Source organism: Saccharothrix luteola (genome assembly GCF_020859565.1).
In the GTDB taxonomy this organism is placed as follows: Bacteria; Actinomycetota; Actinomycetes; order Mycobacteriales; family Pseudonocardiaceae; genus Actinosynnema; species Actinosynnema luteola.
The window spans coordinates 31,520-47,751 of the sequence record NZ_JAJHUO010000030.1 but is presented as its reverse complement, the minus strand read 5'-3'; the positions used below and the strand labels follow the sequence as shown (position 1 = coordinate 47,751).

16 protein-coding genes are annotated in these 16,232 nt (G+C 71.4%); 12 read left to right on the top strand and 4 right to left on the bottom strand.

What is annotated here, in order from left to right; translation table 11 throughout:
* Nucleotides 1–618 precede the first annotated feature (618 nt).
* Nucleotides 619–858 (top strand): hypothetical protein, encoded by a 240-nt coding sequence (locus tag LNK82_RS35545; RefSeq protein WP_230571318.1) that lies wholly within the window; start codon nt 619–621, stop codon nt 856–858.
* Between the two features lie 46 nt (nt 859–904).
* Here LNK82_RS35545 and LNK82_RS35540 read toward each other — a convergent pair whose 3' ends face one another.
* Entirely contained in the window at nt 905–2,209 is a 1,305-nt protein-coding gene (locus LNK82_RS35540; RefSeq protein WP_230571317.1) for an MFS transporter, read from the bottom strand.
* Nucleotides 2,206–5,172 carry an acetyl-CoA carboxylase family protein gene (locus tag LNK82_RS35535; RefSeq protein ID WP_230571316.1) on the bottom strand — a complete coding sequence of 989 codons (2,967 nt, stop codon included), beginning with the start codon at nt 5,170–5,172 and terminating at the stop codon, nt 2,206–2,208. Before LNK82_RS35535 ends, LNK82_RS35540 begins: the two co-directional genes overlap by 4 nt.
* A 157-nt stretch (nt 5,173–5,329) precedes the next feature.
* Between LNK82_RS35535 and LNK82_RS35530 the strand changes: the two genes are divergently transcribed.
* Nucleotides 5,330–6,127 carry a sporulation protein gene (locus LNK82_RS35530; RefSeq protein WP_230571315.1) on the top strand — a complete coding sequence of 266 codons (798 nt, stop codon included), beginning with the start codon at nt 5,330–5,332 and terminating at the stop codon, nt 6,125–6,127.
* A 153-nt stretch (nt 6,128–6,280) separates the two neighbouring features.
* The gene (locus LNK82_RS35525; RefSeq protein WP_230571314.1) at nt 6,281–6,553 is read left to right on the top strand and encodes a GlsB/YeaQ/YmgE family stress response membrane protein; all 273 of its coding nucleotides are present in this window, start codon (nt 6,281–6,283) and stop codon (nt 6,551–6,553) included.
* 180 nt (nt 6,554–6,733) lie between these two features.
* On the opposite strand, the gene LNK82_RS35520 is transcribed toward LNK82_RS35525, so the two are convergent.
* On the bottom strand, nt 6,734–7,276 hold the full coding sequence (locus tag LNK82_RS35520) for a TetR/AcrR family transcriptional regulator (RefSeq protein WP_230571410.1): 543 nt from the start codon (nt 7,274–7,276) through the stop codon (nt 6,734–6,736).
* Nucleotides 7,277–7,441: 165 nt separating this feature from the next.
* Here LNK82_RS35520 and LNK82_RS35515 point away from each other — a divergent pair, with 165 nt between their 5' ends.
* The 8 genes from LNK82_RS35515 (at nt 7,442) to LNK82_RS35480 (ending at nt 15,223) form a co-directional block, all read left to right on the top strand.
* Nucleotides 7,442–8,587 carry an acyl-CoA dehydrogenase family protein gene (locus LNK82_RS35515; RefSeq protein ID WP_230571313.1) on the top strand — a complete coding sequence of 382 codons (1,146 nt, stop codon included), beginning with the start codon at nt 7,442–7,444 and terminating at the stop codon, nt 8,585–8,587.
* 16 nt (nt 8,588–8,603) lie between these two features.
* Entirely contained in the window at nt 8,604–9,806 is a 1,203-nt protein-coding gene (locus tag LNK82_RS35510) for an acetyl-CoA C-acetyltransferase (RefSeq protein ID WP_230571312.1), read from the top strand.
* Nucleotides 9,807–10,568: an SDR family NAD(P)-dependent oxidoreductase gene (locus LNK82_RS35505; protein WP_230571311.1), complete on the top strand. Its 762-nt coding sequence runs from the start codon at nt 9,807–9,809 to the stop codon at nt 10,566–10,568.
* 89 nt (nt 10,569–10,657) lie between these two features.
* The gene (locus tag LNK82_RS35500; protein WP_230571310.1) at nt 10,658–11,836 is read left to right on the top strand and encodes a hypothetical protein; all 1,179 of its coding nucleotides are present in this window, start codon (nt 10,658–10,660) and stop codon (nt 11,834–11,836) included.
* Nucleotides 11,833–13,299 carry a vWA domain-containing protein gene (locus LNK82_RS35495; RefSeq protein WP_230571309.1) on the top strand — a complete coding sequence of 489 codons (1,467 nt, stop codon included), beginning with the start codon at nt 11,833–11,835 and terminating at the stop codon, nt 13,297–13,299. Before LNK82_RS35500 ends, LNK82_RS35495 begins: the two co-directional genes overlap by 4 nt.
* Nucleotides 13,286–14,053 carry a hypothetical protein gene (locus tag LNK82_RS35490; RefSeq protein ID WP_230571308.1) on the top strand — a complete coding sequence of 256 codons (768 nt, stop codon included), beginning with the start codon at nt 13,286–13,288 and terminating at the stop codon, nt 14,051–14,053. Before LNK82_RS35495 ends, LNK82_RS35490 begins: the two co-directional genes overlap by 14 nt.
* Nucleotides 14,054–14,075: 22 nt before the next feature.
* Entirely contained in the window at nt 14,076–14,663 is a 588-nt protein-coding gene (locus LNK82_RS35485; RefSeq protein ID WP_230571307.1) for a TetR/AcrR family transcriptional regulator, read from the top strand.
* Nucleotides 14,660–15,223 (top strand): DinB family protein, encoded by a 564-nt coding sequence (locus LNK82_RS35480; protein WP_308257409.1) that lies wholly within the window; start codon nt 14,660–14,662, stop codon nt 15,221–15,223. Before LNK82_RS35485 ends, LNK82_RS35480 begins: the two co-directional genes overlap by 4 nt.
* Nucleotides 15,224–15,227: 4 nt before the next feature.
* Here the strand turns inward: LNK82_RS35480 and LNK82_RS35475 are convergent, their stop codons facing one another.
* Nucleotides 15,228–15,692 carry a hypothetical protein gene (locus tag LNK82_RS35475; RefSeq protein ID WP_230571306.1) on the bottom strand — a complete coding sequence of 155 codons (465 nt, stop codon included), beginning with the start codon at nt 15,690–15,692 and terminating at the stop codon, nt 15,228–15,230.
* Between the two features lie 98 nt (nt 15,693–15,790).
* Here LNK82_RS35475 and LNK82_RS35470 point away from each other — a divergent pair, with 98 nt between their 5' ends.
* Nucleotides 15,791–16,153: a DUF4333 domain-containing protein gene (locus LNK82_RS35470; protein WP_230571305.1), complete on the top strand. Its 363-nt coding sequence runs from the start codon at nt 15,791–15,793 to the stop codon at nt 16,151–16,153.
* Nucleotides 16,154–16,232: the final 79 nt, after the last annotated feature.

The following is a 16,232-nucleotide window of genomic DNA, read 5'->3' as shown; positions in this document are numbered from 1 at the left end:
GAGTCGATCTTCTTCCTGGGCGGGGTCCGCGGCGTGGGGTCGAGTGGCCCGATCGCGGGCGGCAGGCCCGAATCGTGACTACCGAGCGGTAGGATCCGACTTCCGAGCGTGGCCGATTTCTCGCGGGAGGCGGCGTGCTGAATCGATCCACACCCGGTCTCGACGACCTCTTGCCGTCGTACGGGATCACCACCTGGGACGAGAGCGTCGTGGTCGAGCCCAACGGCGACGTGCACAAGACGATCCGCTTCCGGGCCAAGGCGCTCAGGGACCTGCGAGTCGTGCGCGTGGTCCAGGGCTGTGGCTGGGCGCAGCCGGCGAAGCACCGGCGCAGGGTTCGCGTCCGGACCAGGCAGCTGCTGGTGGACGGCGTCACGCAGGCCGACCCCGACACGACGGTGACCTGGCTCCGGGACGGGCGGTTGGCCCTGGTGGCGCACCTGCCCGAGCCGCCGAAGGCCGGCAGCGAGGTCGAGCTCGCGGTGGAGTACCGGTGGCCGGGCATGTGCGCGCCGTTGATGAGGGACCGGCGCCCCGACATGTTCAGCCTGGAGTTCGCCACGCCGGTGGCCTACGCGCGCTACCGGGTCGTCCTGCCGCGCGGGCTACACGGCCTTCGTGGCGCCGATCGGGCTCGGCGGGAACGAGGACCGGCTCGTCTTCCGCACGGATCGGGAGGAAGGCCGTCCGGTGTTCCTCTTCGAGGGGTTCGACCTGCCGGCGCGCGAGAGCGTGGGCATGCGGCTCAACGGTCGCAGCGGCGGCGAGGGGGACTCCGCACCCCGAAGCGCGTCGAGTGCGTTGAGGCTGGTCATGTACCGGGTGGATTACGGTCTCAGCGCCATCGTCTCCGCCTGAGCGTGGGGTGCGCCCGAGCCGGGGCACACCCCTCCGCCACGAACGGTCAGACCTTGTGGGTCTCCCGCAGCCCGAGGACGGACGCCAGCGTCACCACGCCCATGGCCAGCAGGAACGCCGACACCGAGAGCGACGTGCCGGTCGCCACCAGCAGCGCCGTCATGATGAACGGGGTGCCGCCGCTGACCAGGATCGACGCCAGCTGGTACGCCAGCGACGCCCCCGAGTACCGCACCCCGGGCTCGAACAGCTCCGCCAGGTACGCCGCCACCGGCCCGTAGACCAGGCTCGACCCGACACCGGACACGGCCAGCGCGACGAAGATCAGCCCCAGCGAGGCGGTGTCGATCAGCCAGAAGTACGGGAACGCCCACACGATCATCGCCACCGCGCCCGCCACGATCAGCGGACGCCTGCCGTGCCGGTCCGACCAACGCCCCGCCAGCAGGATCACCGGCACGCTGACCAGCGACGACAGCAGCGTCACCACGAGCACCGAGTTCCGCGCCAACCCCAGCTCACGCGTCGCGTAGTCGAGCACGCCCGCGATGCTCACGTAGAACACCGCGTTGGACGCGAACATCAACCCCGCGCCGAGCAGCACCGGCTTGCGGTGCGTCCGCAGCACCTCCCGCAACGGCGCGGGCGCGGGCCCGTCGCCACGCCGTTCCTTGATCTCCCGGAACACCGGGCTGTCCTCCACCTTCAACTGGATGAACAGCACCACCGGGAACAGCAGCGCGCTCGCCAGGAACGGCACCCGCCACCCCCAGGTGGCGAACTCGGCGGGCGGCACCACCGCGCCCACGACCAGGAACGCGACGTTGCCCAGGATCACGCCCAGCGGCACGCCCGCCTGCCCGAACGTCCCGGCGAACCCGCGCCGCTGCGGGCCCGCGGTCTCGGTCAGCAGCAGCACGACGCCGCCCCACTGCCCGCCCACCGCGATGCCCTGCAGGAACCGCAGCAGCACCAGCAGCACCGGCGCCAGCACGCCCAGCGTGGCGCTGGTCGGCAGCAACCCGATCAGGAACGTCGCCGCGGCCATCAGCGCCAGGCACGTCACCAGCGCGGGTTTGCGGCCGAACTTGTCACCGACGTGCCCGAACACCAGCCCGCCGACCGGCCGGGCGACGAACCCCGCCCAGAACGTGCTGAACGACAGCAGCAGCCCGATCAGCGGCGACGCCTCGGGGAAGAACAACTTCGGGAACACCAGCGCCGCGGCGGTCGCGTAGATGAAGAAGTCGTACCACTCGAGCGACGAGCCGACGAGCCCGGCCGCCATGAGTTTGCGCAACGTGCGCCGCTCGGGGGGAGCGGTCGTGACCATGTGCTTGTTCCCTTTCACCAGGTGTCCACGAACGGGCGTTTCTTGCCGGTCCTGACCTGGACGGGGTCGGGGCCGGTGAGCAGGGTGGTGATCCAGCGCCGGGTGTCGGCCGGGTCGATCACGTCGTCGATCTCGTAGGCGGACGCCACGTTGAGCGCCTTGCCGTGCTCGTAGGCGGCGGAGACCATCGCCTCGAACACCTCCTTGCGCTGCGCCGGGTCGTCGACGGCATCGAGCTCCCGCCGGTACCCGAGCCGCACCGCGCCCTCCAGCCCCATCGGGCCGAACTCGCCGCTCGGCCACGACACCGCGAACAGCGGCACCTTCAAGCTGCCCGCCGCCATCGCCTGCGCGCCCAGTCCGTACGCCTTGCGCAGCGCCACGAACCCGAACGGCACGTCGAGGTTCGCGCCGGCCACGAGCATCCGGGTCAGGTGCCGCACGGTCGCGGTGCGCTCGGCGTCCGGCCCGACCATGAACCCCGGCGTGTCGCACAACGACACCACCGGCAGGTCGAACGCGTCGCACAGCTGGAGGAACCGCGCGGCCTTGTCGGCGGAGTTCGCGTCGATCGCCCCGCCGAGGTGGCCGGGGTCGTTCGCGATCAGCCCCAGCGGCCTGCCCTCGACCCGGACCAGGGCGGTGACGATGCCGCGGCCGAACTCGCGCCGCAGCTCCAGCACCGAGCCGGTGTCGGCGAGCGTGTCCACCACGGTCCGCACGTCGTAGGCGCGGACCCGGTTCTCCGGCACGAGGTGCCGCAGCAGCCGCTGGTCGGGGCACTCCCAGGAGTCCACCGGCCCCTGGAAGTACGACAGGTACTTCTTGGCCACCGCGACCGCTTCGGCCTCGTCGGACACGAGCACGTCGATCACGCCGTTGGGCGCCTGCACGTCGACCGGCCCGATCTCCTCGGGCCGGAACACGCCGAGCCCGCCGCCCTCGACCATCGCCGGGCCGCCCATGCCGATGGTCGCGTCACGGGTCGCGATGACCACGTCGCACGTGCCCAGCAGCACGGCGTTGCCCGCGAAGCAGCGGCCGGACGCGATGCCGACCAGCGGCACCAGCCCGGACAGCTTGGCGAACAGGTGGAACGCCATGCAGTCCAGCCCGCTCACGCCGCCGTGGTCGGTGTCGCCCGGCCGCCCGCCGCCGCCCTCGGCGAACAGCACCACAGGCAGCCGCCGCTGCTCGGCCAGCTCGAACATCCGGTCCTTCTTGGCGTGGTTGCGCAGACCCTGCGTGCCCGCCATGACCGTGTAGTCGTAGGACATCGCGACGACTTGGCCGCCGTTCACCCGGCCGACGCCCGCCACCAGCCCGTCCGCGGGCGTGCGCTCGACCAGCTCGTCCAACGACCGCCGGCGGCGTTGCGCGGCGATGGCCAGCCCGCCGTACTCCACGAACTCCTCGCACAGGTCGGCGATGTTCTCCCGGACCGTGCGGCGGCCCGCCGCGTGCCGCTTCGCCTCCGCCTCGGGACGGGAGAAGTCGTGGCGCGCCAACGTCTCCGCGAGGTCGGGCCGCACGTCGTCCAGGTCGACCTCGACGGCCTTCTCCTCGACGGCCAGGTCCACGCCCTCGGCCAGCAACGCGCCTTCCGCGACCGTGTCGCCGACCTCGACCAGCACCCGCGCGTCGCCGATCGGCACGACGTGCTGCATCTTCATCGCTTCCACGACGACCGTGCCGGACTCGATCGCGACGACCGTTCCCTGCACGGGAGCGCGCGCTCCGGTGTCCTCACGGGGCAGTGAGTCGACCAGGCCGGTGTGCGCTTTCAGGACGTCCGGGTGGTCCAGGAGCCCGCGCAGGAAAGCGATGTTGGTCCGCGCGCCGTCCACGGTGAACTCGTCCAGCGCGCGGCGGGCCCGGCGCAGCGCGGTCGCCAGGTCGTCGGCGTGCACCACGACCTTCGCCAGCAACGGGTCGAAGCCGAGACCGGCCCGATAGCCGACGGACGCGTGCGTGTCGACCCGCACGCCCGGTCCGGTCGGCGGGACGAACGCCGACAGCCGTCCCGCGGACGTCAGGCTCACGCGCAGTTGCAGCGCGCTGCCGCGTGGCGTGTGGGTCAGGTCGGGCTCGACCTCGGCCGCGAGCAGCAGTTGCGCGCGCACCAGGTCCAGCCCGGTGACCTGCTCGGTGACGGTGTGCTCGACCTGGAGCCTCGGGTTGGCCTCCAGGAACGCGAACCGGCCGTCCGGCGCGAGGAGGAACTCCACGGTGCCCAGCCCGGTGTACCGGACGGCGCGCGCGATCGTGGCCGCCGCGTCGTGCAGCGCGGACCGCAGGTCGGGGGAGAGGTCGGGCGCGGGCGCGACCTCGACCAGCTTCTGGTGCCTGAGCTGCAACGAGCAGTCGCGGTCGCCGAGCACCGTCGTGCCGACCAGCTGCACCTCGACGTGCCGCGCCGGTTCGAGCAGCTCCTCGACGAACACCGTGCCGTCGCCGAACGCGGCCAGCGCCTCCGCCCGGCACCGCTCGACGGCGGCGTCGAGGTCGGCCAGGCGCCGCACCACGCGCACGCCCTTGCCGCCACCGCCGGCGACGGCCTTCACGACCACCGCGCCGTGGGTCCTGAAGAACTCCTCGAACCCGTCCTCGGCGCCCGCGAGCACCGGCACGCCGACCTCGGCGGCCAGGGCGCGGGCCCGGCTCTTGTCGCCGAGCAGCTCCAGCACCTCCGGCGGCGGTCCGACGAACGTCAGCCCGGCCTCGGCGCAGCGGCGGGCGAACCGGGCGTTCTCGGCCAGGAACCCGTAGCCGGGGTGCACCAGGTCGCACCCGTCGGCGGCGGCGAGGACGGCGTCCACGTCCAGGTAGGAGCCTTGCAGCCGGACGGCGCGGTCGGCGAACCGGCCGTGGGCGTCGTCGGAGTCGGTGACCAGGGCGACGGTCCGCCAGCCGAGGTCGGCGGCGGCGCGCAGCACCCGGACGGCGATCTCTCCCCGGTTGGCGACGAGCAGCGTGGGCACTTCAACCTCCTGAGCGACCGCTTAGTATGTGACCGCGGTCGCATACTGGCACCCGGGCTCGGCGTTCGTCCAGAGGGAACCGATGCGCCACCCCGGGCGTCCTTGGGGAAACCCGAGCTCAAGGGCGTGACCCACAGCAGGCCAGGAGGCACTCACCGTGGTTTTCAAGAGGATGTTGCGCGCGTTCGGAGTCGGCGGTCCGTCGGTGGACACGGTGCTGGCCAACCCGAACACCCGGCCCGGTGAGGTGCTGACCGGCGAGGTGCGCATCGCGGGCGGCGACCACCCGGCCGAGATCGACGAGGTCAAGCTGTCCCTCGTCACCAGGGTCGAGGTGGAGAGCGGCGACAACGAGCACAACCGCAACGTCGAGTTCGCGCGGGTCGTGGTCGCTCAACGGATCACCGTCGCGCCGGGGCAGAACCTGGTGCTGCCGTTCCAGTTCCCGGTGCCGTTGGAGACGCCGGTGACGGTCGTGCACGGGCAGCGCCTGCACGGCATGACGATGGGTTTGCGCACGGAGCTGGAGGTGCGCGGCGCCGTCGACCCGGGCGACCTCGACCCGGTGGCCGTGCACCCGATGCCCTCGCAGGAGCATGTGCTGAACGCGTTCGGCGCCCTGGGGTTCCGGTTCCAGCGCGCGGACAACGAGTCGGGGCGGATCCGCGGCGTGCCGCAGCAGCTGCCGTTCTACCAGGAGATCGAGTTCCTGCCGCCGGGGCAGTTCCTGGCCAAGATCAGCCAGCTGGAGCTGACCTTCGTCGCCGACCCGCACCGGCTGTACGTGGTGCTGGAGGCGGACCGCCGGGGCGGGCTGTTCCGGGCGGGCGGCGACTCGTTCGGGCACTTCGCCATGTCCCACGATGAGGTGATCCGCACGGACTGGGCGGCGCTGCTGCACCAGTGGATGGACCAGGTCTCCGGCAGGCGATCTTCCCACGGTTTCGGCCACTAGGGCGGCTCGCGCGGACGTCGTCGCGGCGCGTGGACGGGGCTCCCCCGACCGCCGCTGGCGCTGCGGACGGCGTCTGCGGTGGGGATGATGACCTGTGAGGCCCTCGACGAGGTCGGGGACTTCTTCGAAGGCGACTAACCCGCAGGAGGCATCGTGGGCATCGGCGGTGTGATCAGCGCTCTGATCGTGGGTCTCATCATCGGTTTGCTGGGCAAGCTCATCGCGCCGGGCAAGCAGGCCATCCCCATCTGGCTGACGATCATCGTCGGCATCGTGGCGGCGTTCCTGGGCACGTTCATCGCCCGGGCGCTCGGCGTGGAGGACACGCCCGGCATCGACTGGATCGAGATCATCGTGCAGGTGATCATCGCCGCCATCGGCGTCAGCCTCGTCGCAGGGTTCTACGGCAGGAAATCCGTCCGCTAACCCGAGAGTCCTACCTCCAGGACGCGAGAGTCCTACGTTCGGAACGCGAGAGTCCTACGTTCGGAACACCTGAGTTCAACACTCGGAACGCCCAAGCCGGCCGCGGCAGTGCGCTGAGCGTTGAACTCGGGGTGCCTGAACGTAGGACTCTCGAGCCTTGAACGTAGGACTCTCGCGGGTTCAGGGGGTGCGGAGCATGCGGAGGACCAGGTCCGAGTAGAGGTCGCCGATCTCGGCGGGGGTGCGGCGGCTGGAAGGTTGGTACCAGCGGGCCACGTCGATGCACAGCGAGAGCACCGCCAGGGTCGCCCCGCGCACGTCCGGCACGTCGAACACGCCCGCGGTCACGCCGGCGGAGATCATGTCCCGCACCGCCGCCTCGATCCGCCGCCGCAGCTCCACCACCTCGGCCAGGTGCTCCGGCGTCAACGCGCTCAACTCGTACTGCACGACCCGCGCCGTCGTGTGGTACTCGGCGTGCCACGACGCGAACGCCCGCACGGCCGCCGCCAGCCGCGCCACCGGGTCCACCTCGGACACACCCGTCAGCACCGACAACGACGTCGCGTGCCCGACCCGCGAGATCTGGAACAGCAGTTCCTCTTTGGACCGGTAGTGGATGTAGACCGCGGCGGGTGACATGCCGGCCTGCGCCGCGATGTCACGGGTCGTCGTCGCGTGGTACCCCCGCACCGAGAACGCGGCGGCGGCGGCGATCAGCATCCGCCTGGCCGCCGGCGGCGTCACCGAGGACCACGTCTCATCCAGGAGCGCGAACTCACCACTGGTCGTCGTCACAGCCGGCCCTCCTTGACACGAACCCGAACGATACCGCAGGCTAAGCACACGCTTAGACCTAAGCAACCGCTTAGTATGGAGGAAACGAGAGTGCGCCGCTCGCTGTTCGAACCCGACCACGAAGCGTTCCGCGAGACCGCGCGGGCGTTCTGCGACCGCACCCTCACCCCGAACTACGAGCGGTTCGTGGAGCAACGCCACATCGACCGCGACGTGTGGCTCGAAGCGGGCAAGCAGGGCCTGCTCGGCCTGGAGGTCCCCGAGGAGCACGGCGGCAGCGGCGCGAACGACTACCGGTTCAACGCCGTGCTGGGCGAGGAGCTGTCCAAGGTCAGCGCCGGCATGTCGTCCTGCCTGGGCATCCACGGCGACGTCGTCGCGCCCTACCTGGTCGACCTGTGCACCGACGAGCAGAAGCAGCGCTGGCTGCCGAGGTTCTGCTCGGGCGAGATGACGACCGGCATCGGCATGACCGAGCCCTCCGGCGGCTCCGACCTGGCCGCGCTCAAGAGCAACGCCGTGAAGCAAGGCGACGACTGGATCCTCAACGGCTCCAAGACGTTCATCACCAACGGCTTCTCGGCCGACATGATCGTCGTCGCCGCACGCACCAGCCCGGAGAAGAAGGCCAGGGGCATCACCCTGTTCGCCGTCGAGACCGGGATGAAGGGCTTCGAGCGGGGCCGCAAGCTGGACAAGGTCGGCCAGCCCGAGTCCGACACCGCCGAGCTGTTCTTCGAGGACGTGCGGATTCCGGCCGAGAACGTCATCGGCGAGGTCGACCAGGGCTTCATCTACATGATGGAACGCCTGCCGCAGGAACGCCTCGGCGGCGCGATCTCCAACCTGGCCCACGCCAAGCAGATCCTGCTGGAGACGATCGAGTACACCAAGGAGCGCAAGGCGTTCGGCCAGGCCATCGGCTCGTTCCAGCACAACAAGTTCACCCTCGCCGAGCTGGTCACCAGGATCGACGTGACGCAGGCGTTCCTGGACCAGTGCACCGACGCGCACACCCGCCGTGAGCTGACCGCCGTGGACGCGGCGAAGGCCAAGTGGTGGAGCGCGGACGTGCAGAACGACGTCATCGACGCGTGCGTGCAGCTGCACGGCGGTTACGGCTACATGACCGAGTACCGCGTGGCGCGCGCCTGGATGGACGCCCGGGTGACCCGGATCTGGGCCGGCTCCAACGAGATCATGAAGGAACTCATCGGCCGCGACCTCGGCCTCTAGACACAGGAGCACCGCCATGCCCGAGGCTGTCATCGTCGCCACCTCGCGCTCCCCGATCGGTCGGGCGCGCAAGGGCTCGCTGGTCGACCTGCGCCCGGACGACCTGGCCGCGCAGATCGTCGGCGCCGCGCTGGACCAGGTCCCGGAACTGGACCGCGCCGAGATCACCGACCTGCACCTGGGGTGCGCCGAGCCGCAGGACGAGCACGGTCAGAACGTGGCCCGCCGCATCGCCGTCCAGCTCGGCCTGGACACCCTGCCCGGCACCACGGTCAACCGGTTCTGCGCGTCGTCCGTGCAGACCGCGCGCATGGCCTTCCACGCCATCAAGGCGGGCGAGGGCCACGCGTTCGTCAGCGCCGGCGTGGAGTGCGTCTCCCGCTACCGGCACGGCGACCCGCACTTCAACCCGCTGTTCGACGCCGCACGTGAACGCACCCAGCGCACCGCCGAGACCAACGAGCCGTGGCGCGACCCGCGCGAGGACGGCGAGCTGCCGGACTACTACATCGCGATGGGCCAGACCGCCGAGAACGTCGCCACCGCGCTCGGCATCAGCCGCCGTGACCAGGACGAGTTCGGCGTCCGCTCGCACAACCTGGCGGAGAAGGCCATCGCGGACGGCTTCTTCGCCCGCGAGATCACCCCGGTCACCCTCCCGGACGGCACGGTCGTCTCCACTGACGACGGCCCGCGCCAGGGAGTCACTTACGACGCCGTGTCGGCGCTCAACCCGTCGTTCCGTCCACAAGGGACCGTCACGCCCGGCAACTGCTGCCCCCTCAACGACGGTGCGGCGGCCGTGGTCGTCATGAGCGACACCAGGGCCAAGGAACTCGGTTTGACCCCGTTGGCGCGCATCGTGTCCACTGGCGTGTCCGGCCTCTCGCCCGAGATCATGGGGCTCGGCCCGGTCGACGCCACCAGGCAGGCGCTCGCGCACGCGAACCTGACCGTCGACGACATCGACCTGGTCGAGATCAACGAGGCGTTCGCGGTGCAGGTGCTGGGCAGCCAGCGCGCGCTCGGCATCGACATGGACAAGCTGAACGTGCACGGCGGCGCGATCGCGCTCGGCCACCCGTTCGGCTCCACCGGCGCCCGCATCATGACCACCCTGATCAACGGGATGCGCGCCCGTGACGCGCAGTTCGGGCTGGAGACGATGTGCGTCGGCGGCGGTCAGGGCATGGCGATCATCCTGGAGAGGTTGAGCTGAATGGGAATCCTGGACAAGTTCCGGCTGGACGGGCAGGTCGCGATCGTCACCGGCGCGTCCTCGGGCCTCGGTGTGGCGTTCGCCAAGGGCCTGGCCGAGGCGGGCGCGGACGTCGTGCTCGCCGCACGGCGGGTGGATCGGCTCAAGGACACCGCGCGGCTGGTGGAGGGCGCCGGTCGACGTGCCCTGATCGTGCAGGCGGACGTGGCGCAGCCGGACGACTGCCGTGAGGTGGCGCGTGCGGCGGCGGAGTTCGGCCCGGTGCACGTGCTGGTGAACAACGCGGGCGTGGCGTCGGCGGTGCCCGCGTCCCGGGAGACGCCCGAGCAGTTCCTCGGCGTCATGGACGTCAACCTCAACGGCGCGTACTGGATGGCGCAGGCGGCGGCGGCCGTGATGGCGAACGGTGGATCGATCGTCAACGTCTCCAGCGTGCTGGGCCTCGTCTCGGGCGGCCTGCCGCAGGCGGCCTACTCCGCGTCCAAGGCGGGTCTGCTCGGCCTGACCCGCGACCTGGCGCAGCAGTGGACCGGCCGCAAGGGCATCCGGGTCAACGCGCTCGCGCCCGGCTACTTCGCCTCCGAGATGACCGACCAGTACCCCGAGGGCTACCTCGAAGCGCACATCTCCCGGCTGCCGCTGGGCCGGGTGGGCGACCCGGAGGAACTGGCCGCGGCCGTCGTCTTCCTGGCGTCGGCGGCGGGCGGCTACACCACCGGCGCGACGTTCGTGGTCGACGGCGGCGTGACGCTCGGCGGCTGACCTCCCGACTTGTAACCCACCGCGGCGGCGCGACGATCTAGCCTCGTAGGCAGGGGAGATCGCCGTCCGCACGGGGGAGTTCCGTGGTCGTGAAGAGCTCGACCGAAGAGCCCGCATTAGTCATCCTCGACCCGCCGAGATCGGTGTTCCGGCGCAAGCGCTTCCTGCTGCCGTTCGGCATCTCGGCGGGCGTGGCGCTCGTCGGCGCCATCGCCCTGTTCGCCAACGGCGTCGCCGCGCTGCCGTTCCAGAGCATCACGATCGTCCGGGCGATGATGGCCTCGAAGGTCGAGTTCTTCTCCGACGACCAGGTCCGCCGCATCCTGCTGGCCAACGGGATCCAGGTCCACCTGACCGACTCCGGCGGCTCGCAGGAGATCCCCAGGACCGAGGAGGTCGCGGCGTTCGACTTCGTCATGCCCTCGGGCCAGGTCACGGCGCGGCAGATCCACGACAAGGTGGGCGGCACCCCGTTCTACCCCTTCACCACGCCACTGGTGGTCGCCGCGTTCCGCGACTACGCGGAAGCGCTGGACGCGCGAGGCGTGGCGGACCCGCAGCCGGGTGACGACGGGCTGTACTACTCGCTGAGGATGCAGGACTTCGTCGACCTGACCCTCGAGGGCACGACCTGGGCCCAGATCGAGGGCGGCGGGCTGAAGAACGGGAACCGGATCATCGCCCAGTCGCCGGACCCGTGCCGGGCGTACTCGGGCGCCGCCTACCTCGCGCTGGTGGCCTTCGCCGCCAACGGCCGCAACGTGCCGACCTCGGCCGACGCCAAGGCGGTCGGGGCGCGGATCAAGCCGCTGTTCGAGGTCGAGGGCCAGTTCGGCGCGGGCATCGGCCGCACGTTCTTCGGGCCCGACGGCCGCACGTTCGCCCCCGTCGGCGTCATCTACGAGCACCAGTACCTGGCCTACCAGATCCGCACCAAGGAGCGGACCGGGTCGGTCGACCGCGACCGCGTGCTGCTCTACCCCGACGCCCACCACCACGCCGAGCCGTGGCTGATCGCGTTCAGCGAGGCGGGGGAGAAGGTCGGCCGGCTGCTGAACGAGAACGCCGACCTGCAACGGCGCGCGCTGGAGCTCGGCTTCCGCCTCGGCCGGGCGGGCAGCGCCTCGGTGGGCACCGTGCTGGCCGAACGCGGCATCGAGGTGCCGGACCCGGGCGCGGGCGACACGGAGGCGTTCCTGCCCAAGTCCGAGGACCTGATGACGATGATCGCGGAGGTCGGCCGCTGCCGGGACGGGGTGCCGCTGTGAGGGCTGCCCTGGCCGTGGCGCTGCTGGTCGCGGCGTTCCTCGCCGGCTGCGCCCCCGCCAGGCCCGACGCGGTCACGCTGACCGTGCTGGCCAGCTCGGAGCTGGCCGACCTCGCGCCCGTGCTGGCGGACCTGCGCCGGGACACCGGGGTGGAGCTGAAGCTGGACCACCGCGGCACCGTGCGGGCGAGCGCGGAGCTGGCCGCGGGCGTGGACCACGACCTGGCGTGGCTGGCCACGAACCGGTACCTGAGGCTGACGGGCGCCGACCTGCCGCTGTCCGCCAGCACCATGCTGTCGCCGCTCGTGCTGGGCGTGAAGGCGGGCAAGGCGGACGGGTTGCGCGACGCGTCGTGGGCCGACGTGGCGAGCCGCGCGGCGGCGGGGGAGCTGCGGTTCGGGATGGCCGACCCGAGGGTGTCGGGCAGCGGGATGGCGGCGTTGATCGGGGTCGCGACGGCCGCCGCGGGCACCGGTGCGGCGCTGCGTGCCGAGGACGTGACCTGCGACAAGCTCCAGGGGTTCCTGACCGGACGGGCGTTCGGCGCGTCCGGCGCGGCGGAGGTCGGTGACGAGTACGTGCGGCGGCAGGACGAGGTGGACGCCGTGGTCGCGTACGAGTCGACCGTGCTGTCGCTCAACGCGTCCGGGCAGCTGCGCGAGCCGTTGGCGGTCGTGTACCCGAGGGACGGCATCGTGCTGTCCGACTACCCGTTGATGCTGCTCAAGCCGGACAAGCGGGCCGCGTACGACCGGGTGGCGCAGTGGCTGCGCGCGCCGTCCGCCCAGCGCTCGATCATGGAACGCACGCACCGCAGGCCGGTGGATCCGCAGGTCGAGCGCACGGAGAAGCTGCGTGAGCCGATCGGCACCGGGCTGTACTTCCCCGGCACGCAGGAGGTCGTGGACACCCTGCTCGCCGCCTACGACCGGGCCGGTCAGTCCACCAGGGTGGTGTTCGTGCTCGACCACTCGACGTCCATGGAGGGCGCGCGGATCGCCGGGCTGCGGGAGGCGTTCGCGACGTTGAGCCGGGCAGGCGGGTTCGACCGGTTCCGGCTGGGGGAGACGGTCGTGCTGGTGCGGTTCGCGGGCTCCGTGCTGGAGGAGCGTTCCGTCGTCATCGGAAGCGCTGCGGATCTGGAAGCGCTGGCCACCGCGTTGACGACGGCCGGGCTGTCGGACAGCGGCACGGCGATCTGGTCGGCGCTGGACCACGCCTACCGGATCGTCGGCGACGGCGCGGTGGTGCTGATGACCGACGGCGAGAACAACGCGGGGATGAGCGCGGACGAGTTCCTGGCCGCGTGGCCGGACCCGCCGGCGCGCACGTACGCGATCCGGTTCGGCGAGGCCGACCCGGTGGAGTTGGACCGGGTGGCGCGGGCGACCGGCGGGCGCGTGGTCGACGCCGGCTCCGGGTCGCTGCTGGAGGCGGTGAAGGAGATCCGTGGCTGTCGATAGAGCGCTGTGGTGGTCGGTGTGGTGGCCGTGGGCGGTGCTGTGGATCGTGACCGCGCTGGCGCTCGTCGTCGCACTCGGCGTCGGCGTGTGGGCGTGGCGGTCGCGGCACCGGTTCACCCCGTCGCGCGAGGTGCCCGGGCTGACCATCTACCTGCACGAGAAGTCCGTGATGGACCTCTACCAGGTCGGGCGGTACGGCGATGCGATGACCAAGGAGGTCGTGGACCGGGTCGGCGTCACCAAGGACGGCAAGATCGCGTTGAAGGGCCTTGACCTGGGCGTGGAGGGCGCGCGGACGTCCGGGCGCGAGGTGGTGAAGACCTACATCGAGCAGTACGAGCCGATCGCGGTGGTCGGCGTGCTGCTGGACGCGCTGGAGGCGGCGTCCGGTGTCGTGCACGTCGACCTGCGCGACCTGTCCGTGCGGCGGAACACGGCGTTGGAGCAGCACCTGGAGCAGCACGTGGAGCCGGTCGACGTGGTGCGGCTGCGGCGGATCGACTCGTACGTGTCGGTGAAGGGCGTGTTCCGGGTCGCGTCCGACGGCGACGGCACGACGGTGTTCCTCGCGCCGTTCGGCGACCCGGACGACCCCGAGGCGGGCCCGCAGGTGCGGGTGGAGTGCTACAACGCCGGCCTGCGCGACGACGTCGTGCCCGAGGGCGGCTTCCAGGCGCGCTGCCTCGGCAAGGTCCAGGCGTGGAAGGCGGACTCCCGGCAACTGGTCATCCGGCCGATCGCGATGTTCCAGTGATCGGGCGTGCGATGCTTGGCGCATGGCATCGGTACCGGAGCGGCTGATCGACGCCGCGACGCGGTTGTTCGCCGCCAAGGGCTTCGACCGGGTCGCGGTGCAGGACATCGTGGACCTGGCGGGCGTCACCAAGGGCGCCATGTACCACTACTTCGGGTCCAAGGACGACCTGCTGCACGAGATCTACGGCAGCCTGCTGCGGATGCAGACCGAGCGGCTGGACCACTTCGCGTCCGGGTCCGCGCCGGTGGCCGAGCGGCTGCACGCGGCGGCGGTCGACGTCGTGGTCACGTCGGTGGACAACTTCGACCAGGCGCGCGTGTACTTCCGGTCGGCCGACCACCTCGCCGAGGACAAGCGGCGCGAGATGCGGGCGGAACGGCGGCGCTACCACGAGCGGTTCCGGTCGCTGGTGGAGGAGGGGCAGGCCGCCGGCGTGTTCCGCGCGGACGTGCCCGCGGACCTGACCGTGCACTACTTCTTCGGCACCGTCCACCACCTCGGCCAGTGGTACAGCGCCGACGGGCCGTTGTCGGCCAAGCAGGTCGGCCGGCACTTCGCGGACCTGCTGCTCGCGTCCCTGCGCCCCGTTTCGGAAGGTTCTTCGTGAAGTCCGACCTGCACCGCTACCTCCGGACCGCGCGTGAAGCGATGCTGTGGAAGCTGGAAGGACTGTCGCCCTACGACGTGCGCCGCCCGTTGACGCCGACGGGGACGAACCTGTTGGGCCTGGTCAAGCACCTGGCGGGGGTCGAGGTCGGCTACTTCGGCGAGACGTTCGACCGCCCGTTCCCCGAGCCGCTGCCGTGGGCGGGCTTCGACGACGAGCCCAATGTGGACATGTGGGCGACGGCGGAGGAGTCCCGTGAGGACATCGCCTCCCTGTACCGCCGTGCCTGCGCGCACGCGGACGGGACGATCGAGGCGCTGGACCTGGACGCGCCGGGCACCGTCCCGTGGTGGCCGGAGGACCGCAGCGCGGTCACCCTCCACTTCGTCCTCGTCCACGTGATCGCCGAGACCAACCGGCACGCGGGCCACGCCGACATCGTCCGCGAGCTGATCGACGGCACGGCCGGCCTGCGCGCGGACAGCGACAACCTGCCGTCGGTGCACTGGGAGACCTACCACGCGAAGCTGGAACGCGTCGCCCGCGAGGCGCGGGACTGAGCGGTCAGCCCCGCAGCAGCCCGGTGATGCGCGCGTACTCGGCCGCCATCTCCGGCGTGCCGAGGAAGTCGGCCGGCTCCGCCGACACCTGGTAGTCGACCTCGTTCAGGCTCGCGATCGCCAGGTCGGACACGGCGTCGGGGTTCGGGTCGGCGAGGTAGTCGGCCCAGCGGTCCAGCGCTTCGAGGGCGAACGTGACCTGGGGATCCATGTCGCCGTCGGCGAGCGTGCCCGCGTCGATCCGGTCCAGCCAGGCCCGCAGCTGCCCGGGCGTGCTGCCGGCCGGGTCGGCGCAGGCCTCGGCGAACGCGTGCCGCGCGTCGTCGTCGAACTCCACCTCGGCCGCCGCGGGCAGTTCGACGTCACCGGTCAACCGGGCGACCACGGCCGCACCGAGCCGCCGCCGGCCACCCTCGTCGGCGGTCGCCACCGCCGCCCGGATCGCCTTCTCCACCTCGCCGTACTCCACGGTGTGATCCTAGGGACGCGACCCTCGCCACAGCACCGTTGCGCCACAGCTCGGCCAATCAGCCCCCGGCATCGCGTCTCATCGGCTAGATAGAGCGCATGCCGATCTACTTGCGCGTCACGATGGCCCTGTCGGCCGTGGTGACAGCGGTGTGCGCGGTGGTCCTGACGGTCGCGGTGCTCTCGGGCAACGCGACCGTGCGGCTGGAGCAACTGCGCACGTTCGACCGCATGGAGCTGTCCCACAAGGTGTTCGACCAGCTCCACGAGCAGCACCCCGACACCGGGATCACCGGGTGGAGCGGTGGCGAGGACTCGGCGCCGTGCCCTGGCCACATCGCCATCAAGGAAGGCGTCACGTTCACCTGCACGTTCATCGACGACGGCAGGGAGCGGAAGGTGCGGGTGTACATCAAGGACACCGACAGCGGCGACTTGGAAGTCGGCCCGCCGTCACCGTGACGTGGGGGGGGGCCCCGCGGGGGGGGGGGGGGGCCCCCCCCCGGCCGGGGGGCCGGGCCCCCCCCGCCCCCCCGCACAC

Bases quoted from the DNA above. Each gene is read 5' to 3' on its own strand.
- LNK82_RS35520 (WP_230571410.1), bottom strand. From the start codon at position 7,276: ATGCTGATCGCCGCCGCCGCCGCGTTCTCGGTGCGGGGGTACCACGCG.
- LNK82_RS35510 (WP_230571312.1), top strand. From the start codon at position 8,604: ATGCCCGAGGCTGTCATCGTCGCCACCTCGCGCTCCCCGATCGGTCGG.
- LNK82_RS35505 (WP_230571311.1), top strand. From the start codon at position 9,807: ATGGGAATCCTGGACAAGTTCCGGCTGGACGGGCAGGTCGCGATCGTC.
- LNK82_RS35485 (WP_230571307.1), top strand. From the start codon at position 14,076: ATGGCATCGGTACCGGAGCGGCTGATCGACGCCGCGACGCGGTTGTTC.
- LNK82_RS35470 (WP_230571305.1), top strand. From the start codon at position 15,791: ATGCCGATCTACTTGCGCGTCACGATGGCCCTGTCGGCCGTGGTGACA.